The organism is Myxococcus llanfairpwllgwyngyllgogerychwyrndrobwllllantysiliogogogochensis (genome assembly GCF_006636215.1).
GTDB lineage: Bacteria > Myxococcota > Myxococcia > Myxococcales > Myxococcaceae > Myxococcus > Myxococcus llanfairpwllgwyngyllgogerychwyrndrobwllllantysiliogogogochensis.
Genome location: NZ_VIFM01000184.1, coordinates 1 through 23,337 on the forward strand (window position 1 = coordinate 1; position 23,337 = coordinate 23,337).

12 protein-coding genes are annotated in these 23,337 nt (G+C 69.0%); 3 read left to right on the forward strand and 9 right to left on the reverse strand.

The window, feature by feature from the left end; genetic code table 11:
* The coding region (locus FJV41_RS33805; protein ID WP_246137590.1) for an AMIN-like domain-containing (lipo)protein at nucleotides 1–674 on the forward strand (674 nt) is incomplete at its 5' end.
* A 174-nt stretch (nucleotides 675–848) separates the two neighbouring features.
* Here the strand turns inward: FJV41_RS33805 and FJV41_RS33810 are convergent.
* The 8 genes from FJV41_RS33810 to FJV41_RS33845 form a co-directional block, all read right to left on the reverse strand.
* The gene (locus FJV41_RS33810; RefSeq protein WP_141646722.1) at nucleotides 849–2,813 is read right to left on the reverse strand and encodes a 4-alpha-glucanotransferase; all 1,965 of its coding nucleotides are present in this window, start codon (nucleotides 2,811–2,813) and stop codon (nucleotides 849–851) included.
* A gap of 125 nt (nucleotides 2,814–2,938) precedes the next feature.
* Nucleotides 2,939–6,127, reverse strand: a complete 3,189-nt coding sequence (locus FJV41_RS33815; RefSeq protein ID WP_141646723.1) for an efflux RND transporter permease subunit — start codon at nucleotides 6,125–6,127, stop codon at nucleotides 2,939–2,941.
* A gap of 39 nt (nucleotides 6,128–6,166) precedes the next feature.
* Entirely contained in the window at nucleotides 6,167–7,414 is a 1,248-nt protein-coding gene (locus FJV41_RS33820; protein WP_141646724.1) for an efflux RND transporter periplasmic adaptor subunit, read from the reverse strand.
* Between the two features lie 186 nt (nucleotides 7,415–7,600).
* Nucleotides 7,601–8,614, reverse strand: coding sequence for an ADYC domain-containing protein (locus FJV41_RS33825; RefSeq protein ID WP_141646725.1), 1,014 nt, complete (start codon nucleotides 8,612–8,614; stop codon nucleotides 7,601–7,603).
* A 192-nt stretch (nucleotides 8,615–8,806) separates the two neighbouring features.
* Complete coding sequence (locus FJV41_RS33830) at nucleotides 8,807–12,616, reverse strand: nSTAND1 domain-containing NTPase (RefSeq protein WP_438616771.1); 3,810 nt, start codon at nucleotides 12,614–12,616, stop codon at nucleotides 8,807–8,809.
* Nucleotides 12,617–12,735: 119 nt separating this feature from the next.
* A complete protein-coding gene (locus FJV41_RS33835) occupies nucleotides 12,736–13,206 on the reverse strand; it encodes a response regulator (protein ID WP_141646727.1) in 471 nt (156 codons plus the stop codon).
* A 173-nt stretch (nucleotides 13,207–13,379) separates the two neighbouring features.
* Entirely contained in the window at nucleotides 13,380–15,182 is a 1,803-nt protein-coding gene (locus FJV41_RS33840; protein ID WP_141646728.1) for an Ig-like domain-containing protein, read from the reverse strand.
* Nucleotides 15,183–15,475: 293 nt separating this feature from the next.
* Nucleotides 15,476–17,143: a carboxypeptidase-like regulatory domain-containing protein gene (locus tag FJV41_RS33845; protein WP_141646729.1), complete on the reverse strand. Its 1,668-nt coding sequence runs from the start codon at nucleotides 17,141–17,143 to the stop codon at nucleotides 15,476–15,478.
* A 257-nt stretch (nucleotides 17,144–17,400) separates the two neighbouring features.
* Here FJV41_RS33845 and FJV41_RS33850 point away from each other — a divergent pair, with 257 nt between their 5' ends.
* Both FJV41_RS33850 and FJV41_RS33855 read left to right on the forward strand, forming a co-directional pair.
* A complete protein-coding gene (locus tag FJV41_RS33850; protein ID WP_141646730.1) occupies nucleotides 17,401–17,844 on the forward strand; it encodes an HIT family protein in 444 nt (147 codons plus the stop codon).
* 60 nt (nucleotides 17,845–17,904) lie between these two features.
* Nucleotides 17,905–22,704 (forward strand): AAA domain-containing protein, encoded by a 4,800-nt coding sequence (locus FJV41_RS33855; RefSeq protein WP_141646731.1) that lies wholly within the window; start codon nucleotides 17,905–17,907, stop codon nucleotides 22,702–22,704.
* Nucleotides 22,705–22,707: 3 nt separating this feature from the next.
* On the opposite strand, the gene FJV41_RS33860 is transcribed toward FJV41_RS33855, so the two are convergent.
* Nucleotides 22,708–23,289 carry a Uma2 family endonuclease gene (locus FJV41_RS33860; protein WP_174456950.1) on the reverse strand — a complete coding sequence of 194 codons (582 nt, stop codon included), beginning with the start codon at nucleotides 23,287–23,289 and terminating at the stop codon, nucleotides 22,708–22,710.
* Between the last annotated feature and the right edge of the window lie 48 nt (nucleotides 23,290–23,337).

Sequence of the window (23,337 nt, forward strand, 5' to 3'; positions counted from 1 at the left end):
CCCTGCCCTCGAGCCCGCCCGAGGGGACGCTTCCTCGCGAGGGCGAGGCCGCCGCGAAGCCTCCCGTGCATGTCGTGACGACGGGAAGCACGGGGGTGCCTGTCCGCGGTGGCGCTCAGGACGAGGAGCTTCCCGTTCCTGAGGGAGAGCCCGCCGAACCGACGGAGCCTCCTGGAAAGGAAGCACCCGGCAAGACGCCGCCGAGTGGTGGTGGGTACACGCCCGAGGACCCGAAGAATCGCGAGTGGACCTCCGGGGTCGTGGACATGAAGCGGCAGGATGCACCCCAGGCCACGCTGCGCTCGGTGCGCGCGGGCGCGCATCCGGACTTCGACCGCGTGGTGTTCGAGTTCGAGGGGACGCAGCTGCCCGGCTACCGCGTGGGGTACGCGAAGGAGCCGGTGGTGCAGTGTGGCTCGGGAGACCCGGCGTCGCTCGCGGGCATGGGGCAGCTCCAGGTGACCTTCACTCCCGCGCGAGCACATACCGATGCGGGCCAGCCGACGGTGGCCACGCGCGAGCTGAAGCCGGCGCTGCCCGTGCTCCTGGAGTTGGAGCGCACCTGTGACTTCGAGGGAGAGGTGACGTGGGTGCTGGGCAACAAGAGCGTCCAGGCGTTCCGCGTCCTGGAGTTGCGCGAACCGACGCGCCTCGTGGTGGACGTGCAGCACTGAGCGGGGATGTGAAGCGGGGCAGGGAGTCCCGCTTCACTAGCACTTGAGGGCGGACGTGAAGCGAGCGTGGGACACACCTCGCTTCGCGGCCCGCCGGTCGCACGTGCGCGATGCCAGCCCCGGGCGCGCGCGGAGGCGTCACGGCATGCCGCGCGGGCGCAGTCGAGGCGAGCGCTACCGGCCTTCCCTCAACGCCTCCGCGAGCCGGTCGAGCCCCGCGAGCAGCTCACGGTGTTTCTCCCGCGCGGGCTCCCCTCCTGCTCGCAGCGCCAGGGCCAGCACGCCGGGGAGGTTCATCGCGGCGTCGCCTCGCAGGCGCTCGCGATACTCCCGCATCCAGTCCGTCGGCGCGCGCAGCGACCAGTTGCGCTCATCCACTGTGCCCGGCTCGTTGTACGTCTCCGGTATCCCCAGCAAGTCCGTGAAGAACACCATGACATTGCGCGCGCGACTGGCGAACAGGTCCGCCAGCTTCGCCTGCGCGAGCTTCCCCGGGTCCGCAGCCAGCGCTCGCGCGAAGTCCTCTCGTCGCTCGGGCTCGGGACACAGTCGGGTCGCCAGATAATCCGCCTGCGCCCGCAGCGTGCCGCGCCACTGCCAGTCCCCCACCAGACGCCACAGCGACTTCGTGTCGTGGTTGCCCACCATCATCCAGTCCTCGGGCGCCACGTTCTCGCTGCGATACACGTCCGCGGGATTGCGCAGGTCCGCCTTCTGCGTGACGCGGAAGCGGCCCAGCCCATAACGCGCCATCACCCGCCCCAACGGATACGGCAGCGTGCTCAGCACCTCGCCCAGCAGGTCGCCCAAATCCCGGCCGTTGCGCCGCGCCGCCGCGACCACCGTGTCGAAGAGGACGCTGAAGCGCTGCACCTGCTCGGGCGTGAGCGACTTCACCTCGCCATCCGCGTACCTCGGCAGCGAACGGTCCAACTGCTGGGGGCTCACCAGCGCGTAGCGCGCCAGCTCCAGGTGGTCCGTGAGGTCCGGCGAGGAGAAGAGGCGCGCGCCGTGCTGCACCGCCCCCAACGCGTCCCACTCCCCCGCGCGGTAGACCCACGGACACACCAGCCCATGGGGATGGTCCAGCCGCAGACCGTCGTACTCCGCGAGCATCTTGTCCATGCGCGCGTCCATGAAGCGCAGCACGGCTCCGGGCCGGAAGCCCAGCAAGGGACCTTCACCGCCCTCCGCGAAGTACTGCTCCGGGTCCAACACCGGATAGTTCCACGGCTGGCCCTCCGGATTGGTGCGACTCGGCGGAGCGCCCATCAGATACGACCGCAGGAACAAGCCCTGCCACGCCCACGCATCGCGCGGTGAGAAGCCAATCTGCAGGTCGCCGTAGAGCTTCAGCCTCAACGACGCCGTGCGCTCGCGCAGCACTTCATGCTGTGCATGCACCAGGAACTGGAAGAAGGCATAGCGCTCAAGGGTCTCCGCGTACTGCGCCTCCAGCGCCTGCACCCGCGCGGCCGCGACACCCTCGGCGCCCGGGCGAGGACTCCACAACCGTCCATCCAACGAGTCCGCCCACGGCCTCCAGTCCAGGACACCCTTCTCCGCGCACAGCACGTCGAAGAGCGCGTCACGCAGCAGCCACGCGCGGTGTCGCTGACGGAAGGTGTCGAAGCGCGCGGACACTTCGCGCACGGCGGCGGAAGCATCGGGACTGGCGCGCTGGTGACGAAACGACGTCCACGCCTCATCGAGCGCCGCGAGCTGCGCTCGGAAGGCCCACCGGTAACGCTCTCCGGGACTCGAGGACCGTGAGCGGGCCTCCGCGAGCGCGGCCACACGTCCTCGCGGGAGCAACGCGCCCCAGGACGCATCCTCCAGCTGAGCGAGCGCCACGTTGAGCACGTTGCGCGAGAAGAGCGTGCCGTCATACGGCGAGGCGTTCGACTCCGACGTCTGCCCCTGGGGCCCCAACTGGATGCCCGTGAAGCCCAGCGTGTGCGCGGTGTCCAGGAAGCGGGCCGCGCCCTCCGAATAGGGCGAGCCTCGGCCCGTGTCCTCGTGCGGAAGACTGGGGAAGCTGGGGTCGTGGATGCTCAGGACCAGGTTGCGGACATCGAGTGCGGCCAGGGCTTGGGTGACGAGTCGACGATGGTCTTCAGGCAGCAAGGCTCGGGACATGGTGGATGGCGACCGACCCTAGGTTCCTCCGAGGGACACGCCAACCCGCTTCTCGGGCCGACGTTCAACATCCGTCCGAGGCGGACACTCCGCGAAGCTTCTCGGACACTCCCAGCAGCCCGGTGTCACTTCTGTCGGGACTGCGGCGCCGGACGGGGCTCGCCGCCTCCGCCCGTGGGGTGCCCGGTTCCAGGTGCTCGGAAGTGGAAGACCTTGCGCAGCTTGCGGCCCATCCACGTCCGCCCATCCACCAGGATTTCGTACACCGTCGGAATCACCAGCAGCGTCAGCAACGTGGACGTAATCGTGCCGCCAATCACCGCGCGGCCCAGCGGAGCGCGGAAGTCACCGCCCTCGCCCGCGCCGATGGCCACGGGAATCATGCCCGCCACCAGCGCGAAGGTCGTCATGATGATGGGGCGCAAGCGGATGCGGCCCGCCTCGATGAGCGCCTCGCGCAAGGGCATTCCCTTCTCGTGGGACCACTTCGCGAAGTCGATGAGCAGGATGGCGTTCTTCGCGACGATGCCCATCAGCAGGATGACGCCGATGAGGCTCATGATGTTGAGCGTGTCCCCGGTGATGAGCAGCGCCAGCACCACGCCGATGAGGGACAGCGGGAGCGAGATGAGGATGGCTAGCGGATCCAGGAACGAGCCGAACTGGATGACCAGGATGAGGTACATCAACAGCACCGCGACGCCCAACGCCAGGAACACCCGCGAGAAGACCTCTTCCTGGTCGGCGGACTCACCGCCCGTCGTCAGCGTGTAGCCCGCGGGGAGCCGCACCGCGCCCACCCGCTCCTGGATGTCTCGCATCACCTCCGTCAACGAGCGGTCCTGCACGTTCGCCTGCACGTTGATGACCCGCTCCCGGTTGAGGTGCGTGATTTGCGCGGGGCCGAGCGCCTGCCGGATGTCCGCCACCTGCCCCAGCGGCACGAGCTGGGGTGCGCCTCCCGGCGCCGCGCCCACCCGGATGGGGATTCGCGCCAGGTCGTCCGGGTTGTCACGCGCCTCGGGTGCCAGCCGCACCATGACGTCGCGAGTCTCACCAATCGGGTCCACCCAGTCCCCCACGTCCAGTCCCGCGAAGGCCGGCCGCAGCACCTGGGCCACCTGCCCCACCGTCACCCCGAGCTGCCCCGCGAGGCCCCGGTTCAGGTCCACCTCCAGCTCCGGCTTCTGTCCCCGCGTGGAGAGCCCCACGTCCACCGCGCCGGGCACCTGCTCCACCTCGCGCTGCACCTGTTGCGCGAGTTCAGTGAGCTTCTTCTGGTCGGGCCCGCTCAGCTCCAGCTGAATCTGCTTGAAGGCGCCGCCAAAGCCCGACGTGAAGACAGACACCTTCGCCCCGCCCACGCTCGCCAGCTCCTTGCGCAGCGTGCTGCCCAGCGCATCCTGACTTACGTCGCGGTCCGCCTTGGGCGTGAGCCGCACGTACACGAGCGCCTGGTCCACACCGGGCGCACTCAGCGGGAGCGGCACGCCGATGGTGCTGTAGGTATAGGCGACCTCCGGATGGGCGCGGGCGACGCGCGCCACCTCCTCCACCTTGCGGCGCGTGTACTCCAGGCTGGAGCCCGGCGGCGTCTCCACCAGCAACTCCACTTCCGAGCGGTCACTCACCGGCACGAAGCCCGCGCCCCCCACCGTTCCCTGGAGCACCAGCGCGCCCACGAGCGAGCCCACCGCCACGAGCACCATGGCGAGCCGATGGTCCAGCGCCCAGGCGATAACGCCCTTGTAGCGGTCCGCCTGCCGGTCGAACCACGTGTTGAAGCGGGCGAGGACGCGGGAGATGAAGCCGCGCCGCGCGCCCTTCTCCACCTGCGGGTCCGCCCAGTACGCGCTCAGCATCGGGTCCAGGGAGAAGGACACGAACAGCGACACCAGCACCGCGCAGGCGATGGTGAGTGCGAAGGGTTTGAACCACTGTCCGGCCACGCCGTACATGAAGGCGACGGGCACGAAGACGGCGACGATGGAGAACGTGGTCGCCGACACCGCGAGCCCGATTTCCGAAGTGCCCTCCTTCGACGCGGTGTAGTGGTCCTTCCCCATCTCGATGTGGCGGACGATGTTCTCGCGCACCACGATGGCGTCATCGATGAGGATGCCGATGGCCAGCGTCAGGCCGAGCAGCGACATCGTGTTGAGCGTGAAGCCGAAGGCCCAGACGCTGATGAACGCCGCCAGCGCGCTCACCGGCAGCGCCAGCCCGGTGATGACGGTGGAGCGCCACGAGTTGAGGAAGATGAACACCACGAGCACGGTGAGCAGCGCGCCTTCCACCAGCGCCGACTGGACGTTCTCCACCGCGCTCTCCACCCGCACACCCGCGTCGCGGACGATGGCCAGCTTCACGTCCGCCGGGAGCTTCTTCTGCAGCGCCGCCACGCGCTCGCGCACCGCGTCCGCCACCTCGGTGGTGCTGTAGCCCTTCGTCTTCAGCACTTCGATGCCCACCGCTTGCGCGCCGTCATAGAGCGCCAGCGTGCGAGGCTCCTCCGAGCCCACGAAGACGTCCGCCAACTGCCCCAGTCGGATGACCTGACCGTTGCGCGTGGTGACCACCATGTCGCGAAAGGCCTCGGGGCTCTCCAGGCGTCCCTTGAGACGGATGGACTCCTCTTCGAGCTTCGAGTTGATGCGGCCCACCGGCGCGGCCAGATTCTGCGCCTGGAGCGCGGTCACGACTTCCGCCAGGGAGATGCGCGCGGCCTGGAGCGCCTCGGGCTTGAGCTGCACGGTCATCTCCCGCTCCACGCCGCCGACGACGTCGGCCTGCGCCACGCCGGGCACCGAGCGCAGCTCGCCCACCACCAGCGGGTCCGCCACGCGGGACAGCCCGGCGACATCGAGCCGCTCCGACGTGAGGGTCAGCGAGACGATGGGCGCGTCCGCCGGGTCGAACCGCGTGAGGACGGGCTCCTCCATCTCCCGAGGCAGGTCGGCGCGTTTGCTGGAGATGGCATCGCGGATGTCCTGCGAGGCCTCCTGGATGTCCTTCTCGAACTCGAAGAACACCGTGAAGGTGGCCAGGCCGTCCGTGGCGGTGGCGGTCGTCTCCTTCGGGTCCACGCCACTGATGGCGAAGATGGCGTCCTCGATGGGCTCGACGATTTCGCGCTCCACCGTGTCGGGTGCGGCGCCTGGGTAGACGATGCTGACGGCGATGACCGGCGCCTGGACGTCCGGGAACTCATCCGTCTCCAGTTGCCACAAGGCGACGATGCCGAAGATGACCAGCGTCACCATCGCGGTGATGGTCACGATGGGACGCTTGATGGCGAAGTCGGAGATGAACACGGGGTTTCTCCCGGAAGGAGTCGAAGGGACGCAGCGAACTCAGGGCGCGCGTGGCGTCGCGCCCTCCGAGGACTCGCTCGGTGACGGGGAGGGACGTGCGGGCGCGGTTTCATTTCCGCCCTGGCGAGTGTCGGACTCGGCGCCGCCACCACCGACACCAGGGCCTTCGTCTCCTGCTACCGGCGCTCCCGGACGTGGCGCGTCCACCTTCACGCGCGCGCCCTCGCTCACCTCGTCGCGCGCGGAGCCGAGCAGCACCACGTCTCCCTCTTGCAACCCCTGGCGCACCTCCACCCGCTTCTCGACTTCATCGCGCAGCCCCAGCGTGATGGGCACGCGCTCCACACGCTCGTCTCGCACGCGCAGCACCGTGGGCTTTCCCTCGGAGTCATCCACCGCGCCCAGCGGAACCGACAGCCCTCGCACGGCCCGCGCGGCCACGCGCCCTTCGGCGAACAGCCCCGCGAGGAGCTGGAGGTCCGTATTGGGAATCGCCACGTAGATGCGCACCTGCCCCGTGTTCGGGTCCACCACCGGATTGATGCGCTCCACCTGTCCCGTGAACGAGCGGTCTCCGTAGCCGGTGACCTTGAACTCCACCGGCGTGCGCACCTTCACCTGGTCCAGATTCGCGGCCGGCACCGACGCCTCCAGGCGCAACGTGCGCGGGTCCACCACGGTGAACAGCGGCGAGCCCAACTGCACGACGTCACCCTCGCTCACCTGCCGCTCGCTCACCACGCCCACGAAGGGCGCCACCACCCGCGTGCGCCCCAGTTGCTCCTGTGCCAGCGATTGACGGGAGCGCGCCTCCGCGAGCTGCCCCTTCGCCTGCGCCACCGACAACTGCGCCCGCTCGAACTCGCGCTGGGTGATGACGCCGGCCTTGGCCAGCTTCGCGCTGCGCTCCACCTCGGCCTCGGCCACTTGCAAGGCATTGCGCGCAGTGGACACCGCCGTGCGCGTGGCGATGACCTGGGCCCTCAACGTCGCATCGTCGATGCGCGCGAGCGCCTGGCCCTTCTTCACCACCTGCCCCTGCTGGGCCTCGATATCGAGGACCGTGCCAGCCACCTGTGCGCGAACATCCGCCGCGGTGCGGGCCTGGAGCGTGCCCGAGATTCCAGGGCCGGAGCGCAGCTCGCTCGGCTGTGCGAGCGCCACGTTCTCCTGCCCCAATGTCACCGTGGGCACCTCGGGCTGCGCTGGCTCGCCCGAGCTCTTCTTGCAGCCGGCCACCACACAAGCCGCCGCCAGCAGCAGGCACCACGTCCCGCCAGCCGCCATCCGTCTCGTCCGTTGGGCTCGTCTCACCGCGCGTCTCCGTCCTCCGCCGGTCCCTCCCCTGCCCCCGGCGGGCCGGCTAAACGTGGTGTCGGCCCCTTGCCGCCGGAAGTCGCCCGCCTCCGCTCCTCGCCCCAGGAGACAGAGGCAGGCAGGACGCCCGCTCATGCACATGGCCAGCAGCCGGGCTCACCAGGCGCTCGGCTCCGGAGTCGCCAGGAGGACGGGGCCCTGCGTCGCCGCGGCCGGGATTTCGCTCATCAGCAGCGTGCCGAGCAGGAAGTTCGTCGGCAGGCCACACGTCGGCAGAATCGTCCCCGAGGAGCACGTCACCTGGCGCTCGCGGGCCCGCGTCGTCGGCGTGCGGCAGCGCGCGCCCGAGGCGTCCCACTCCGCCTCCACGCTCCAGCCCTCGGAGTCCTGCTGCACGCCCGAGGCGTCGTACAGGTTCACCCAGCTCCCATCCACCGTGTACGAGGTGCCGTCGCCGCAGAAGTCCGCGCGCACCATGCGCGTGCAGGCCTGGTGCAAGGGAGCCAGGCTTCGTCCCATCACCGTGGTGGCCCAGGGGCGGTAGCCGAAGCGGACGCACTTGGCGATGGCCGCGCCCTCGCACGCGAAGGTGAAGGCCTGCGTGTCCTCGATTTTCGCGCCGCCGCCAGCGACACCCTGGCGATAGTCCCAGCGCCCTTCCACGGGGATGGCCCCGAGCGCGGAGCCATCCTCGGCCTGACACGCGGGCTTCCACGTGTTGTCCGCCAGGGAGTAGTACGAGACGCGATAGACCCAGACGTCCTCGCTCGCGCCCGTGCCCGGCTGGATGTCGTCCACGCGCAGGGCGACGGTGTCGCCGCTCCCGAGTTCCCCGACGAAGTGCGTGCCGAGGAAGTCCATCCCGGACATCACCGTGCCGTCATGGGACTCGCCGCGGAGCACGCTGCCGTCCAGCCACGTCCGCGTCAGCGCGCCCAGGTCCGCGCGCGCGGCCCCCATGAAACGCACCCCCACGAGCATCTGCCCCAGCTCGGAGCCATTGAGGTTGCGCCCGTTGAGATTGCGGCCATTCAGGTTGCGCCCGTTGGGCGCGGACAGCTCGGCCACCTGGGTTCCCAGCGTCTCGGGCTCCCGGTCGTCCACGGCGCTCCCACACCCCGCCAACCCACAGGCGATGACCATCGCCCCCACCATCCGCCTCGCCACCATGCCCCGAACCTCCCCGGCCCAGCTCGACTGGACACAAGGTTCGCAGGAGCCTGTCCGCTTGCAAGCCGGACTGATGATTCCAGGACACACGCATCGTCCGAACGGAGGCAGCAAGCAGTCAGGGGCAGGACTGACAGGCGGTTCCATCGTCCGGTAGCCAGGGTGCTCCCCCAGCGACCGACCGAGCGTCCCTCAAGGCGATGATGTGGGCAGGTCCGCGCACACGCGCAGGCCCATCGTCACGTCGCGCAGCGAGGGCTCCGGCAGCTCCCGGTTCGTCGCGCGCGCGGAGGTGGCCGCGAAGGCGAAGCTCCCACCCCGAGCCACCGCGCGCCCCGGCTCCAGCCACGAGCGCGTCCACTCCCAGACATTGCCAGCCATGTCGTCCACGCCGAAGGGACTGCGCGACGCGGGATGACTGCCCACCTCGTCCGGGCCGAAGCCTCCGGGCTGCTTGCCGTATGTGGCGTCGATGTTGGCGTCGTCTGGGCCCAGCCTGTCGCCGTGCGGGAACTCGCGTCCATCCACACCCCGCGCGGCGCGCTCCCACTCCAGCTCCGAGCACAGCCGCGCGCCAGGAACGCGGGCACTGAACGACAGCCAGGACACGTACGTCTCCGCGTCCGCGAAGGAGATGCCGCTCACCGGGAAGCGCAGCCAGTCCTGCTCGCCCCGCCGCGCGCGATTCGCGTAGCGCACCGGCTCTCCCGCACGCGCCTCGTACGGCACATTGCCCGGCTGGAAGCGCAGTCGCCAGACGTCGTCCACCCGGTCGAGCGAGAGGTGCCCCGCATACCCGCCCGTGCCCACGTGAGGCAGGCGCGAGGCGCGCAGCTCGGGAGACATCGACTCGAGGAAGGTGAGCCAGTCGGCGTACGTCACCTCGTGGCGGGCGATGAGGAAGCCCGGCACCTGCACCGAGTGCTGTGGCACCGCGTTGAAGAACTCACGGACGCTGGCATCGGCGGCGCTGCCAAAGCGCACCTCACCCGGTGGCACGAAGACGTAGCCCGCGGGAATCGAGCCCGCGCGAGGCAGCCGCAATTCCAGCCGCCGAGCCTCTCCGCGTCGCAACAACAAGGGCTGCGTCACGGGCTCGTGGTGTGACGCGCGCAGCGTGAGCTGGTACGGCCCGGGCGGGACGGAGACGTCCATCCAGGGCTCCGACTCCAGCGGCAGCGCAGGCCCTGGCTGCTCGTTGCCGAGCGCATCCCGCGTCACGGGGCGCAGCTCCACCTCCACGTCGCGCGCGGCGACATCCAGGGTGAGGCGCGCGGGCGCGGTCCACCGCTTCCAGCGCTCGCCTTGGGTGTCGTAGAGCCGCAGGCGTTGCAGGAGCGTGGGCAGCGCCGCGGACTCACCATCCTGCTCGGCCCACAGCGCGCGCTCGAACAGGAAGTCCGCGAGCGCGTCGCGCACGTCCGGCCGCTCCGGCGCCAGGGCCAGGGCCCGCTCCAGCCGTCCCGAGACACCATCGAAGCGATGCCGCAACTGCGCGGCGCGGGCGACGCTCTTGCTCCACAGCCGGTCCGCGTCGAGCTTCTGGCCACTGCCGTAGAGACGGAAGGCCTCGGCGCGCTCGGAGTGGAGCAGGTCCTTCGTCTCCACCACCGTCTCCAGGGAGTGCCGGGCCTCGTCCAACTCCGCGCGCACCTGACGCTCCAGGCTCCAACGCTCGCGCAGCTTCAGCCCGCCGTACACCAGGCCAAGTGACAGGATGAAGCCCGCGGCCAGTGCATGGCGGACGCCGCGGCTGCGCACGAGGGTGCGGCGCGAGGCGCGCAGGAAGTCCTGCTCGCGGCGCGTCAGCTCGCCCGAGTCGAGCACCGCCGCCTCGGCGAGCTGGCGAGGCCCCCACAGCAGCTCGCGCGAGTGGTTGTGTTTCTCCCAGTGCGCCGCGGCGGTCTCCAGCAGGGCCTGGACCTCGCGACGCTCGGCGGCCTCCGCGAGCCAGCGGGCCAGCGAGTTCCAACCGGAGAGCAGGGCCTCGTGGGCCAGTTCGTAGGAAGTCCCCTCCGGTGCCTCGCGCGCCACCAGCAGTCGGGCCCGGACGAGCGCCTCCAGCGCCGCGCGGTAGCGCACGTCTTCTCCCGCGAGCTCCCGGTCCGTCTTGCGCGCCCGGGTTCCGTCGGCGGTGACCAGGCGCAGCAGCACGCCCCGCGCCGCCACGCGCTGGTCCGGCAGCAATCGTTCCACCGCCGCGTCCGCGTGCTTCGCCAGCGCGCCCGCGACGCCGCCCAGCGAGTCCAGCACGGCCTGGGCAATCACCTGGGCCTTCGCGTCGCGGGCCTCCCACAGCTCCGCGAGCGCGAACTGGAGCAGCGGGAGCCCACCCTCGGCCGCGGCCGTGACGAGCGAGTCCACCAGCGCCTCCGACTCGAAGCGCACGCCCTTCACGCGCGCGGGGCCGGTGACGGCCTCCCGTGTCTCCTCGGACGTGAGGGCGCGCAGCAGGTACAGCGCGCGAGGGACTTCCGCGCCCAGGCCCGGCACGGACGTGAGCCGGGTGAGGAAGTCGCTGCGACTGGAGGCCAGCAGGCGCACGCCACTGGCGCCCTCCGCGAGCCCGCCCAGGGCCTGTCCCGCCAGCGCGGCTTCGAGGGGCTCGGCCAGGGTCGCCAGTTCCTCGAGCTGGTCCACGTAGACGAGCAGTCCCTCGCGGGCACCCAGGCGCGCCCGGAGTCTGCGAACCAGACACGAGGGCTCGGAGCGGAGTGCCTCGGCCAGGGGCTCCTCGTCCACGGCCAGGAGGGGCGCGAGCGCCGCGGCCAGCGCGGCGACGGGCTTGCGGCCCGGCACCAGTCGGACGGAGTGCCAGCGCCGTCCATCCTCGAGTCCGCCCTCGGCCACGGAGGGGAGGATGCCGGCCAGACACAGGGAGGACTTGCCCACGCCGGAGTCGCCAGTGATGAGCAGGAAGGACTCGGCGCGCAGCCGCTCCAGCACGGCGCGGCACTCGCGGCGGCGGCCGAAGAAAAGGGCGCGATGCTCGGCCTCGAAGGCGCGCAGGCCCCGGTAGGGATTGCCCTCGGGCACGTGGGTGGGCGCGTCCTCGCGCGACAGGGCCTCGAGGGCCTCCAGGAGCAGCGCGGCGGAGGCGAAGCGTTCGGAGGGCTCGCGGCGCAGGCAGCGGTCGATGACCCCGGCGAAGGCGACGTCGACGTGGGGAGCGACATCCGCCAGGGGGAGCGCGTCCTGGGTGCGGACCACATGCGGGAGCTCGCGCCAGACGACGTCCCGGAAGGGGCCACGGCCCACGCAGAGTTCGTAGAGGACGACGCCGAGCGAGTACACGTCGCTGCGGGCCGTCAGGTCCTCGCCCGCCCAGGCCTCGGGAGACATGTAGTAGGGCGTGCCCACCAGCGCGCCCTGGGGGAGCGAGGGCAGGAAGACGCCGTCCAGGGAGCGCGCGGAGAAGTGCGGGTTGGCCTCCGGGTCCAGGTCCGCCGGCAGCTCTGGGGGGGCGGGATTTCGCAGAGGCGGGGCGTCATCGGCTCCGGCGGCGCTGTCCAGGAGCTTGGCGAGCCCGAAGTCGAGCAGCTTCACGGCGCCGCTCTCGGTGAGCACGGCGTTGCCGGGTTTGATATCGCGGTGGAGGACACCCCGACGGTGGGCGGCGCTCAGGCCCCGGGCCAAATCACGGCCGATGGTGAGCACGCGCTCCCAGCGCAGGGGTTTCACGAGCCGGTCCAGGCTCACGCCCCGGATGAACTCCGAGATGAGATAGGGCTGCTCGTCGAGCTGTCCCACCCGGTAGAGGGTGACGACGTTGGGGTGCTGGATGCGCGCGGCGGCGCGGGCCTCGACAAGGAAGCGGGCCAGGGCATTGGAGCCGAGCGCGGGGATGAACTTCACCGCCACCGGGCGTTCAAGGAGCGTGTCCTGGGCGAGATACACACGGCCTGTCCGCCCACGACCGATGGGCCGCACGATTCGGTACTCGTCGAACTCCTGGGGCGGAGCCCACGCGTCCGGCTGCGGCGAGGCGGCAGGGATTCCCACCATGAGGGCGTATGCATCCCAGGTTGGAACGGCAACCCTGGCCCGGCTCGTTGCGACGCCGGCACGGTGGGGGGCTCAGGGAAGTGTCGGGTGGTGGGCACTCACCCTTCGCGAAGGACTCAGCCCTCCTGCCCTTCCCGCTTACGAGCCTTGCTCGGCTTGAGCATGTTTCGGATCTTGTTTTCCAGGTCCTGAGGCAGGCACGGCTTGGCGACGAACTCGTCGGCACCCGCTTCGCGTGCGTGTTCCGCGTTGCCGGCGAGGACGTGGCCGGTCAGGGCCATCACCGGGATGTCGCGCGTGCGCAGGTCCTGCTTGATGCGCCGGGTGGCCTCCCAGCCGTCCATGACGGGCAGGGACAGGTCCATGAGGATGATGTCCGGCTCGCTCGACTGGGCCTTCTCCACCGCCTCCATGCCATCCCGGGCGGTATCCACCTCGAAGCCGACGAACTCCAGGTACTCCGCATACATCTCCCGGGCGTCGTCGAAGTCGTCGACGACCAGGACCCGCTTGCGTCCCCCGCCTGACGCATCCGACGTCGCGGTGGAGACCCTGTCTTCAGAAGTGGGGGTGGCCGTGTGCTTCATGGAACAGGCGCCTCACGTGTGGGGAAACAGCGGTGGACAATCTATGCACGCATCCACCATCGCGCCCACCCCACTACGACTCGAGCACCCCCTGCCCACCGTTCAATGGAGAACGGTGGGGACCGCGAGGACGAAGGTGGACGCGTCACCGCCGCACAAGCACATCGGGCTGCTCACTCGTTGGAGATGTAGACGCGGAGAGGCTGAATCTTCGGCGCGGTGTACTCGGTCCTGGCGATGAAAAGCCGACCTGAAGGGGCCATCCCGAATACGGGCGGCCTGCCCACAGGTACATCGGGGAGGGGGCGAAACAACCCGCTGATCGACTCCCAAGCGCCTGCACGAAGACGACGGACATAAAATGTCTCGGGCTGGCCAGGGGCTTCCGCTTCACGCAGCAGCGCCACCAGCACTCCCGTGGAATCCAGGGTAAATCCGCGCACGGAGACTTGAGTTCCTGCCGCAGGGAAGCGGCCCTCAATCGGCGTTCCCACTTCGGCCCAGGTCTCTCCACTCACTCCCCACACCTGGGAGTCTTCGTGTCCCAAAGAATTGACGATCAGGATGCGTCCCGCAGCATCCACACCGGTCGTTGTTCCGAAATCCTGAAACGGGAAGGGAACGGGCCTCCAGTCTCCCGCAGACCACCGCCGCACATACACCGTATCGATGAACGCAGAATCTCTTTCGCTCCAAAAGACGACAGGATTCCCAGCTGCGTCAACGTCCATCTGCATACCGGAGATAGCCATACTCGCGTTGACCTTGAGCGCCGTGCCCAATTGAGTCCAGTGGTCGTCCACCCACTTCCAGACCCATACCTGAGAACCCCCTACGTTGCTTGCTGGGCCACCCAAGAACCACTGCCCAGCACCATCCGTCCTGAGGAAGAGGTTCCAGAGAAGAAGCGGACTTTGGATGGCTTCTCCCATCGCAACCCAACCCGTCCCATTCCAACGGCGAACATGAACCGTGGACTCCATTTGCTCGACCCAGGCAACGACAGGTTGACCGTTCGCATCCAGTTGGAGTGAGCTTTGGGAGGGGTTTGCATCAGCGGTCCCAGAGTTCAGACCGGACCCCAGCAACTCCCACGACGCCCCCGTCCAGCGCCGGACGAACACCGCATTTCGTTCACCATCGTGCCAGGCGACGACAGGGCGTCCCAAGCCATCCACTCGCATGTCGATATCGCTTGGGATCGTGTGATTTCCCGAGTCCGGGAACAATGGCTCGCCCAAGGGAATGAAGCCCGGCACGGTCCAACTCCACTCCTGCTCCATGGTCCGAAGTGGGTTACCAGCCAGATCTGTCACTCCGGCGCCAAGTGACACCTTCATCAGCGCATCGACAGGCCACTTCGAGGTGGAACGTGCAGTGACGATGGTCCCATCTCCGGACAGAGAGATTTCGGACTCGACGGCTTCGGCGTCCGCGAACATCCGAATGGAGTTCACATGAACCGTCGCCGGATCAAGAGGCTCCGAGAATACGGCCTGCGCTTCCTGCCCCACCGGGACGAAGCGAGCCCCTGACCCGGGGCTGGTAGAGAGTGCTATCGGAGGAGACCGGTCCACCATGAGCTGCTGCGGCTCACTCAGGAATACCCTCGCCCCCAGGGTTGCCCTCACGCGCAGGTCGTGTTGTCGCTCCTCGAGCGCCTGGGTATCCCACCACATCTCGTATGGGGGGAGCAGCGTCTCAACGGATCTGCCATTGACCAGCAACTCCACCCGCTCTGGGGTGGGTCCACTCAGTTCGGCCCTGACGTCGACAGGGCCGTTCGTCACGTGCCGCGATAAAACAAGCCGCACCAGCACGGATGGCTCACCCGCGTCGGGCGTCGAAGCATCTGGTGACGTGTCGGGACCCCCATCAGGTTCCTCGACCACCTGCTGGATTTCTGGGACGTCGATACAGGCCCCCATCAGGAGCCCCAGACAGACAATCACTGCACGTTGCGGGAATGGATGCATGACTCACAGAGAAGGCAATCCCTGTTCCAGTGCGATGTCACCATCGCTCGCCCTTGGGACATAGGGGCCGGGGTCACTGTTGGGAAGAGCCGAGCAGTCACTGGTATCTCGTCAAGCGGACCCACGTCTACTCCATGAGATTCAGAGCCAGCCGCTCAGCAACTGCTCGCGAATCTCCACACTCGCTCTTGGTGCGCGCCCCTCAGAAACAACAACGCCTCCGTGAGCAAGCTCACGGAGGCGCGGTCATCATTCAACGAAGCAGCGTCAGCGCGGCTTCGCCGTGCCGGGAACTACGGAGTGACAGGAGCGGGCTGAATCGCGAGGCCGTTCACCGTCAGGTCGGCGGTGATGGGCTGCCCCCAAATGCTCTCATAGTTACCGGTGAGGCCTCGGCCACCCAGCGCCGAGAACGCGACCACGAGCCTTACGGCTCCAGGCGAGAACGCCGGCACACCCGTGTAGATGAATGAGTAACGCGTGCTGTATCCTGAGAAGTTAATGCCAAAGACAGGCAACTCAGGCCGATCCGTGCGCGTCGCGTAGGGTCCGACGGGCTCATCCCTGATCAGCGGGAAGCCATCGGGGTAACCCAGCTCACCAAGCGCAGTGCCTGCCCTCGAATCGCCATTCAAGTCGATGTCGTTGGCAAAGAAAACCTCGGCGCGCTCAATCCCGCTTTCGAACGGGGACCAAATCGGGGAGCTGAAGGTGATGTACACCCGCTCGCCATCGTTGAGTTGCTGAAGGTTGGGAGGAACGACTGTCTCCTGGTAGCGCGCCTCCGCGATGGTCACCGGTGAGACGGACCCGGGCTCGCCACCGAAGAAGAAGCCCCTGGTCGAGTAGAGGTCCCCGTTCTCCGCGGAGACAGCGCGCAGGTCCAGGTTGTACTCCTTGCCCGTCTGCACCACCCCGTTACCCGGAGTGATGGTGGCGGTATAACCACCATTGCCCAGGGCCACCGTGACGGGCAGCGACTCCTTGGCGTACTCGTCCGTCAGGCGCACCAACAGGGAGCTCTGCTGCACGGGCTGGTTGAAGTACAGGTAGATGGGCTCGCCCGGCCGCACCATGTTGCGCAGCGGATGCGAATCCGAGGCACCCCGCAGCATCGCCACGTTGCTGCCCTCGACGTTCAGCGGGAGGTTGCTCACCTGCGAATACGGCAGGGTGATGAGCCGTGTGGTGCCAGAGGCCACCACGCTGGAGGCCGAGTAGGAGTCCACGTAGCCGTTGGTCTCCGGCACGCCGTCGCTGTTGGAGTCCACCGCGGACACCCACAGCTTGTACGTGCCGAGCTGGCCGGGGGTGGAATAGCGCGCCAGTTCCTGCGCGGTCGGGATGCCCTGGAAGTTCAGCACGCCCTGGTCGTCGGACGTCGCCTCCACGACCACCGTGCTCATCACGCGGGTGGTGTTGTCGGTGTTCGACAGGATGGTGGTGCCCGCGGGCGAGGCCTCGAGCGTCGCGCGTACGTTCGCCGCGGGACGGCCCTGCGGCGTCACCAGCAGGAAGCGCAGCGAGCCGTCCAGCCGCGTCAGCGTCACGGGACCAAAGCTCACGTTGGCGTTGTTGATGGGCACGTTGCCGGCCGACGAGGGAATCGTCGAGCTCGCGCGCAGCGTGGCATAGCCCGCCTTGGTGAACGTCAGCAGCACCTGGGAGCCGGCTGGGACGTCCTTGAACTCGAAGTTGCCCTTCGCATCGGTCGTCCCCGCGAGCGGATCCGCCGAGCTGCCGATGGTGATTTCCACCGAGGCCTCGGACAGCGGCTTCAGGTCCGTGCTCAACACCTGGCCCGACACCGTCCCCTTCGGCGTCGCGGGCGTCACCACCGTCACACTGTCCGGCTCACGAATGCCGTCGGCGATGCCGTCCCCGTTCTCATCCTTGAAATCATCACCGCACCCCAGCGCCAAGAACGGCACCACGGCCATGACCAGATGCTTCTTCATCATCCCCACCTTGAAAAGATTTGCTTGAGCTCTCACGCCCCCAAGAGCGTGGGGCGGACACTCTCCGACCCGGCCCCTTCACGTCAAGCAGGCGACAGTCGCACTCACACCCCTCCCACAACCGATACACCGCACCCCTAGGGATCACATCACACCCCTCCCATTCTCTTACTTTTCAGCGGGTCCCATGCGACCCGCCCTGGTGCGATGCGCCTCCGCACGCGGCTTCCCCGGCGAAAACCGACTGCTACGGTGGCTCCATGGTGGATGTGAATGAACCGTGTCTCGGCTGTGCCATTGCTCGCGGCGAGCACCGTCCCGTGGGCGGCATCCTGGCCCGGGCCCCGGGGTTGGTGCTGCATGGCGTCGCGGGCCCCAGTCCCGTTCCCGGCTGGGTCGTCATCTCCAGCGAGCACCATGCACGTGCCTGGTACGAGCTGGATGACGCCACGGCTCGCGAACTGGGCGCGTTCGCCGCGCGGGTGATGCGCGCCCAACGCGCGGTCCTCGGCGCCGAGCACGCGTATGCGTTCGCCATCGGCGACGTGCTGCGCCACTGCCACCTGCACCTGGTGCCTCGCTTCCGAGACACGCCTCAGCGCCTGTGGGGCCGCGCGGTGTTCGACGCCGCCCCGGCGGATCATCTCCCGGCCGAGGCACTGGAGGCCGCCGCCCGCTCGCTCGCCGCCTCACTGACGGACTGAGGCCCCTCTCCGGGCCCCATGGTAGACAGCGACCTCCCTCCTCTGGAGAGAGGTACCGCCGTGTCGTCCGAGTCCCGCAACCGCGTCCTCGAGAAGATGCTCGAGCGGCTGTACGCCGCGCTCGCGTCCGGACCGAGCATCAACTGTCGCCCCCACCACAGTCGGCAGCGCCTGGACCTGTCCGTGCTGAGCCGGCTCGACGGCACCCCACCCCACGCGGTGCTGGCCGCCCTGCTCGGGGACAAGGCCTCGGCCCGACTCGCGGTGAAGCCTCCGGACACGCTCCGGGCATCCCCTGTCACGGCACGCACGGGACCCAAGGCCTCCGTGAGCGAGAAGCGCGCGCGCCCGAGCCCCGAGGCTCCGGACGACCTCGCGGCGACTCGAGCCACGGCGGAGGTCGACATGGACCTGAACGAGGCTCCGCCCCTTCGGGCCGAGGCCCTCTCCACGTCTCGCACCGGGACCTCGCTGGATGACCTCACGACCTCCGGCGACACCACGGACCTCACGACCGGTTCGGACTCCGAGGACGAGAGCCCCACGAAGACTCGCGCGGAAGAGGAACAACAGGCCCTGCTGCGCAAGCTCGCCGCCATCGTCGAGGATGCTCGCATCTTCGAGCAGGACACCGGAGCGCATGTCCTTCACGTCGGCTTCCCGCTGCTGCACCTGCCCCCGAGCGCCAAGGACAAGCGAGGCTTCGGCACCCGGCGCATCCTGGCGCCCATCGCCTTCGTCCCCGTGCGCATCACCCTGAAAAAGGGACGCGCGCCCTCCATCGAGCTGGCGGGGGCCGAAGAAGGCGTGGACCGCGTCGCACCCAACACCGCGCTCCTCGCCTGGCTCGAACAGCAGACAGGTCAGCGCTTCGGCGAGCTCTTCGCCGATGACGATGGCATTGAGCCGTGGCGCGAGGTCAACGAGCTGGTCGCCCTCGTCTCCAAGGCCCTGGAGCTGCCAGCCCCCGCGACCTTCACTGCCGACACGCTCCTGACCGCCGTGCCTCGCACGGACGAGGACGGCGGCCCGCAAGGCTCCATCCTCCCCTGCGCCGTGCTCGGCCTGTACCCGTTGTCCAACCAGAGCCTCGTGGACGACATGCGCGCCCTCGTGGACGGCGAGCCCGTCTCCGGACCGCTGGAGAGCTTCCTGCGCGTGGATGTGTCACTCGGGCAGTCAGCTCACACGGGCGGCGGAGAACGGAACCTGGAGGGCCTCAAGCTCGCCGCCGAGGAGCGACTCGTTACCGTCGCGGACCCCTGTCAGGCCCGCGCGGTGCGACTGGCGCGCAGCCGCCAGGGACTCGTCATCCACGGCCCTCCTGGCACCGGGAAGTCGCAGACCATCGCCAACGCCATCGGTGACCATCTGGCCCGGGGTGAGCGGGTGCTGTTCGTCTGTGACAAGCGCACCGCGCTCGACGTCGTGAAGCACCGTCTGGACCACCTGGGGCTGGGGAACCTGTGCGCCGTCGTGCATGACGCGCAGAGGGACCAGCGAGACCTCTACATGGGGATCCGCGAGCAGCTCGACACCCTGCCCGAAGCACGGACAGATGCCGCCGTGACGAAGGAGCTGTCGCGCGTGGACGATGAGCTCCAGACCCTCCACGACGAACTCACCACCGCCGAGCGCGCCCTCTCCGAGCGCCCCGCGGGCGGCACCGCGCCCTCCTTCCACGAGTTGGTGGGCCAGTGGCTCTCCCTCGAGACTCCCGCTGAGTTCACTCCCTCCACGGCCTCCCTCACCTCCGCCCGGCTCGCGGACGTGACTCCGCGCGAGCGAGAGACCCGCGAAGTCCTCGAGCGCGCACTCAAGGAAGGCTACCCGGACAACCCCTGGCGCGAAGCCCTGGGCGTGGACCTGGCCACGTATCTCGCCACGCCGCTGGCCACCTACCGTGAACGGCTGAGCACCACCGTCAACGCGGCCCGCGACGCCGACGCCCTCGCCTCCCCGCACATCCCGTCATTTGGAGCGGAGCCCGAAGCCGAGGGCATCGCGCGCGCCACCTTCGCCGAGCAGCTCGCCCCGCTGCTGGAGGCCGCGAGCCCAGAGGTCCTCTCATACTGGAGCGCGGCTTCCGCGGACTCGGTGCGGACCGCGAAGACCCAGCTCGACGGACTGGCGCCCCAGGTCAAGGTGCTCGCCGAGGGGCCTCTCGACACGGAGCTCGCGCTGATTCATCGCGAGCAGCCTCAGTCCCTGGGCGTGCTGTCCACGGCGCTCGCCACGCTGGGCGCGTACCTGGGCATCGCTAGCAAGTGGTACGCCTTCTTCTGCTTTGCGCGGAAGGCAGGCGCTCGCAAGGTGCTCCAGCAGTTTGGCCTCACCTTGGGTGCCGACCCCGCGGAGCGCGTCAGCCGCTTCCTCACGGGCGCCCGCGCACGCGCGCTGCTGAGCGAGTTCCACCGCTCCACCCTTGCGCCGGGCGCTGCTATCGCGAGCGGCTCTCACTCCACCATGGCGCAGGGCGCTGCTACCGCAAGCGTCTCTCACCCCATCATGGCGCAGGGCTCCACTGCCGCGAGCCTCCCTCCACCCTCCATTGCTCCGAGTTCCTCCGCCGTGGGCCTCGCCCACTCCAGCGTGGAGCCGGGCTCCGCCGCCGTGGGCATCTCCCGCTCCACCTCCACGAGCCTTCCCGATGAGCTGCTGTCTCGGGACCTGCGCACGCACAGCGCCCTCTTCGATGTACTGGGCACGCTGGACAGCACACCCCTGCTCGCCTCGTGCCGCGACGCCGTGCGCCGGGCCCTGACGGGAGATGCCGCCGCGCGCGAATCGCTGCTCACGGGCCTCCGTCAGTCCCCGGCACGAGGCGCGGCGGTGGTGAAGCTGGAGAAGCGACTCGCCGAGACCGGACTCCTCCGCGCTCCGTGGCTCTCCACCCGCTCGCGCGAGCTGCGCGCCGGTGCCCAACTGTCCCCCATCGCCTCCGCGTTTCAGTCCCGTCTGTCCACCGTGGAGGGAATGCTGCGCATGCGCTCGCTGCTGTCCGGCATGCCGCCCACGCTGGAGCCCGCCGTGGAATCCCTGGCGCGCCAGGGCGTGGACGCGGACTCCGGCTGGACGGCCGTGCTCAAGGCCACGCTCGCCGCGGAAGTCTCCTCACGACTGCGCGATGACCCCGCCCTCCAACATGTCGACGCCGAGCGCACCCAGGCCACCCAGGCCCGCTACCGCGTCCTCGAGGAGAAGAAGCGCGGTCTGGTTCGCGACGCCATCCTCCACCGATGGACGCAGCGCCAACGGGAGCGTCTGCTCGCGACCACGGGAGGAAGACTCAACGGCCAGGGCGCGGAGCTGCGCCGTCGGCTGATGCTCCGAGGCGAGCGCGCCATGCGCGTGCGTCAGGTCATCGCCACTGGCCTGACACTCGAAGGAGGAGACCCGCTCTTCGACGCCCGCCCCGTGTGGATGGCCAGCCCGCAGACGGTGGCGCAAATCTTCCCGCGCCAACCCATCTTCGACGTCGTCATCTTCGACGAGTCCTCCCAGTGCCGACTCGAGGAAGCCCTGCCCGTCCTCACCCGTGCAAAGCGCGTCGTCATCGCCGGAGACCCGAAGCAGCTTCCTCCCACGCGCTTCTTCGAGTCCGCCGTGGTGCAGAGCCAGGACACCGAGGCCGAAACGGAGCAGGGCCTCTTCGAGGACCAGCAGTCCGAAGTGGAAGACCTGCTCTCCGCCGCCCTCAACCTGGACATCGACCAGTGCTACCTCGACGTCCACTACCGCTCGCAGAACGCGGACCTCATCGCCTTCAGCAACGAGCACTTCTACGACAAGCGCCTCCAGGCCATCCCCGCGCATCCCTCGCACCGCGCACCCCACGCGCCCCTGCGACTGCTGCCCGTGGGCGGCACCTACGAGAAGCGGGTGAACCACACCGAGGCCCGCGCCGTGGGCCAGCTCGTGAAGGAGCTGCTCGCACGCGCTGAACCTCCGTCCATCGGCATCGCCTGCTTCAACCTCTCACAGCGCGACGCCATCACCGACGTCCTCGACGAGCTGGCGGCGGAGGACGCCACCTTCGCGGCCCGGCTCGCCACCGCGCGCACCCGCCGAGGCGCCGGCTCCTTCGAGGGCCTCTTCGTCAAGAACCTCGAAAACGTCCAGGGCGACGAGCGAGACCACCTCATCATCAGCACCACCTACGGACCGGACCGACAGGGCCGCTTCTACCGACGCTTCGGCCCGCTCGGCAGCGCGGGCGGAGGACGGCGCCTCAACGTGCTCGTCACCCGCGCCCGCCAGCAGGTGCACCTGGTCACCTCGATTCCACGCGACGCCTATACGGCCCTGCCTCCGGTGGAGGCCGGACGTCAGCCCAACGGAGGCTGGCTGCTCTTCGCCTATCTCCAGTTCGCGGAAGCCATCGCCCACGCCCACGCGGAGGACTCTCGCGAAGACGCCCTGCCCACGTCCGAGCCCTCCGCCCCACGAGAGCTCGTCGTGCGCGAGCGGGAGACCGACGCGGGCTCCACCTTCGCCCGCGCACTGGCGTCACATCTCGCGCGGCGTCACCTCATCTCCTCCGACGTGAACTGGGGCAACGACGGCTTCTGCGTGGACGTGGCCCTGCATCACCCCACCGTCCCAGGCGATGTCACCGTGGGACTGCTCTGCGACGGCACGCGCTACCCCAAGGCCGCCGACCGCGTGGAGTGGGACCTCTTCCGTACCGCCGTGCTGGAGGGCCAGGGTTGGAAGCTCGTCCGACTCTGGACGCCCCACTTCTTCAGGGACCCCGAGGGCGCCACCACCCACGTGCTCCAGACGGTGGGCGACCTCCTCATGCGCCAGCACACAGCGGCACAGGCCGTGGACACCTCCAGCAAGCGCGTCATGCACTGAGCCTCAGGGCGTCTTCGGCGTCGACTCCGGCAGCCACAAGATGCCCAGCTCCAACTCCAACGCCTCGAAGGGCTCGGCACGCACGCGCTCGTCCCCTGTGTACGTGCCCAGCTCCACCCAGCGACGGCCCTCCCGGCGGAACACCTCCAACGTCCGCGCCTTTGGGTCCACCAGCCAGACATGGCCCACGCCTTCTCGGGCGTAGATGCGCTTCTTCTTCACCCGGTCCAGCGCCCCCGTGGACGGAGAGAGCACCTCGCAGACCCAGTCCGGTGCCAGGGTGAAATACGGCACGTTCGGCATCTCCGGCATCCGCTCCCGACGCCAGCCCGCCAAGTCTGGCACCAGGACGTCCTGGCCGAAGTGCAGCTCCGGCTCCACCAGCAACCACCACCCTCCAGGTCCTCCTCGGCCCCGCTCGAAGGGCCCGTAAAGCTCGCCATACAGACGAGAATTCGCTCTCGCATGCGGGCTCGCCGGCCGAGGCATGGCGATGAGTTCCCCGTCGATTATCTGCCCGACCATGTGCTCCGGCAGTGCGAGCAGGTCCTCATATGTCGCCGGCCGCTTCGGTCCGTCACCCATTCCCTCGCTCCTCTCCCCTCTGACTTCCCACCCCTCCAACATCCCCGC

Excerpts from the sequence above, each read along its gene's own strand:
- FJV41_RS33825 (WP_141646725.1), bottom strand. The coding sequence starts at position 8,614 with ATGGTGGCGAGGCGGATGGTGGGGGCGATGGTCATCGCCTGTGGGTTG.
- FJV41_RS33860 (WP_174456950.1), bottom strand. The coding sequence starts at position 23,289 with ATGGGTGACGGACCGAAGCGGCCGGCGACATATGAGGACCTGCTCGCA.
- FJV41_RS33835 (WP_141646727.1), bottom strand. The coding sequence starts at position 13,206 with ATGAAGCACACGGCCACCCCCACTTCTGAAGACAGGGTCTCCACCGCG.
- FJV41_RS33845 (WP_141646729.1), bottom strand. The coding sequence starts at position 17,143 with ATGATGAAGAAGCATCTGGTCATGGCCGTGGTGCCGTTCTTGGCGCTG.
- FJV41_RS33840 (WP_141646728.1), bottom strand. The coding sequence starts at position 15,182 with ATGCATCCATTCCCGCAACGTGCAGTGATTGTCTGTCTGGGGCTCCTG.
- FJV41_RS33820 (WP_141646724.1), bottom strand. The coding sequence starts at position 7,414 with ATGGCGGCTGGCGGGACGTGGTGCCTGCTGCTGGCGGCGGCTTGTGTG.
- FJV41_RS33810 (WP_141646722.1), bottom strand. The coding sequence starts at position 2,813 with ATGTCCCGAGCCTTGCTGCCTGAAGACCATCGTCGACTCGTCACCCAA.
- FJV41_RS33850 (WP_141646730.1), top strand. The coding sequence starts at position 17,401 with ATGGTGGATGTGAATGAACCGTGTCTCGGCTGTGCCATTGCTCGCGGC.